This window comes from Pontimicrobium sp. MEBiC01747, assembly GCF_053601635.1.
The window spans coordinates 1-1,662 of record NZ_JBSHNS010000496.1; the positions used below are offsets into that span (position 1 = coordinate 1).

2 protein-coding genes and 1 pseudogene are annotated in these 1,662 nt (G+C 30.6%); 2 read left to right on the forward strand and 1 reads right to left on the reverse strand.

Annotated elements, in window-relative coordinates:
* The first annotated feature begins 290 nt into the window (after window positions 1-290).
* Complete coding sequence (gene pyrE / locus ACVC2P_RS16380) at window positions 291-935, forward strand: orotate phosphoribosyltransferase (protein WP_452599533.1); 645 nt, start codon at window positions 291-293, stop codon at window positions 933-935.
* 37 nt (window positions 936-972) lie between these two features.
* Window positions 973-1,368: an SRPBCC family protein gene (locus ACVC2P_RS16385; protein ID WP_452599534.1), complete on the forward strand. Its 396-nt coding sequence runs from the start codon at window positions 973-975 to the stop codon at window positions 1,366-1,368.
* Here ACVC2P_RS16385 and ACVC2P_RS16390 read toward each other — a convergent pair.
* Window positions 1,365-1,662, reverse strand: a pseudogene (locus ACVC2P_RS16390) (biotin--[acetyl-CoA-carboxylase] ligase); the annotation flags it as partial. The gene ACVC2P_RS16385 and the pseudogene ACVC2P_RS16390 overlap by 4 nt on opposite strands.

Genomic DNA, 1,662 nt, shown 5'->3' on the forward strand with positions numbered 1-1,662 from the left:
ATTATGATGAATTAATCTAACCGATTCTATTTTTTTACTAGATAGCGTTTTAATTACCGTATCTATACTAATATCCTTAAGTAAAAAGTTTTTAAAATTGGTCTCTTTTTCAACCTTAGTAGTTAAAATAATGGGTTTATCATTTACAAAAATGCGGTGCATAATATATAGGGCAATAGCTTAGTTGTGGTAAATCTAACAAAATTTACTTAACAGCAATAGCACAAAAAAATATTTTTTTCATTAATTAAGTACTACTCTAAAATTAAATTAATGTTTACTTTTGCATCATGATTTTCGACAAACACATCGCTAGACAAACTGCAAAAGTTTTATTGCAAATAAATGCTATAAAACTCCAACCAAGAGATCCTTTTACATGGGCTTCCGGATGGAAGTCTCCTATTTACTGTGATAATCGTATTGTATTATCCTTTCCTCCTGTTAGAAACTACATAAGAGAGGAAATGGCTAAATTTATAGAAAACGAGTATGGCAAACCAGATGTTATTGCTGGTGTGGCGACCGGAGCTATAGGTATAGGTATGTTAGTAGCAGAATATTTAGGCTTACCTTTTGTGTATGTTAGACCAGAAGCTAAAAAACATGGCCGCCAAAACCAAATAGAAGGTTTCATAGAAAAAGGCCAAAACGTTGTTGTGGTAGAAGATTTAATAAGTACAGGAAAAAGTAGTTTAAATGCTGTTAAGGCATTAAAAGAGGCTAAAGTAAATGTAAAAGGAATGATTGCAATATTCTCGTATGGTTTTGAAATTGCAGATGAGAATTTTAAAACAGAGAACATAACATTACATACATTAAGTAATTATGAAAACTTATTAAATGAAGCCTTAGCGAGTAATTATATTACTGAAGAGCAAGTGCAATCATTATCAGAATGGAATGCTAATCCAAGCGAATGGAACGCTAATTGATATATTCTTTATATTAAAGAACACTAATAAAATACAAATGAATTTAGAATCCCCAAAAGTAACACTACAAAAATCGGCTCAAGAAACCTTTAATTTTTTAAGCGACGTAAAAAACTTTGAAGCCTTAATGCCTGAAAACATTAGCAAATTTGAAGTTTTAGGAGACGACAAGTTTTTATTCGCTTTAAAAGGTATGCCAGAAATTGTTCTAAAAAAGAAGGAAGCAATAGCACCAAATAAAATAGTTTTAGGAGCTGCAGGAGGCAAATTAGACTTTTCGCTTACTGGACATATTACGGCAATAAACGATAATAGTAGTGAGGTACAATTAATATTTGCAGGAGACTTTAATGCTATGATGGCTATGATGATAAAAGGCCCAATCTCTAAATTTATAGAGACTTTAGCAAACAATATGAAAACGGCAATTTAATACAATAATGTCACTTCTTTAAGGGCATATTCCTTAATAATTTCATCCTCAAGTTCTATAATAAGGTTTCCCGTTTGGGTGACACCTTTTATAAAACCAGAAAACAAACAGCCTTCAGCATCTTTAAATGTTGAAGGTTTATTTTTTCTAAACAATAGCGTTTCATACTCTTCTTTTAAAAACTTAAAATCCTGTTGCTCTAATACAGAAAAGTAAGCTTTTAAATGTTTTAAAAACTGATGCAAAATTTCATCTAAATCGTATAATTTTCCTGTAATTAATTTAACCGAAGAG

What these genes read in the sequence shown, in the direction of transcription:
- pyrE (WP_452599533.1), top strand. Translation starts at nt 291, where the DNA reads ATGATTTTCGACAAACACATCGCTAGACAAACTGCAAAAGTTTTATTG.
- ACVC2P_RS16385 (WP_452599534.1), top strand. Translation starts at nt 973, where the DNA reads ATGAATTTAGAATCCCCAAAAGTAACACTACAAAAATCGGCTCAAGAA.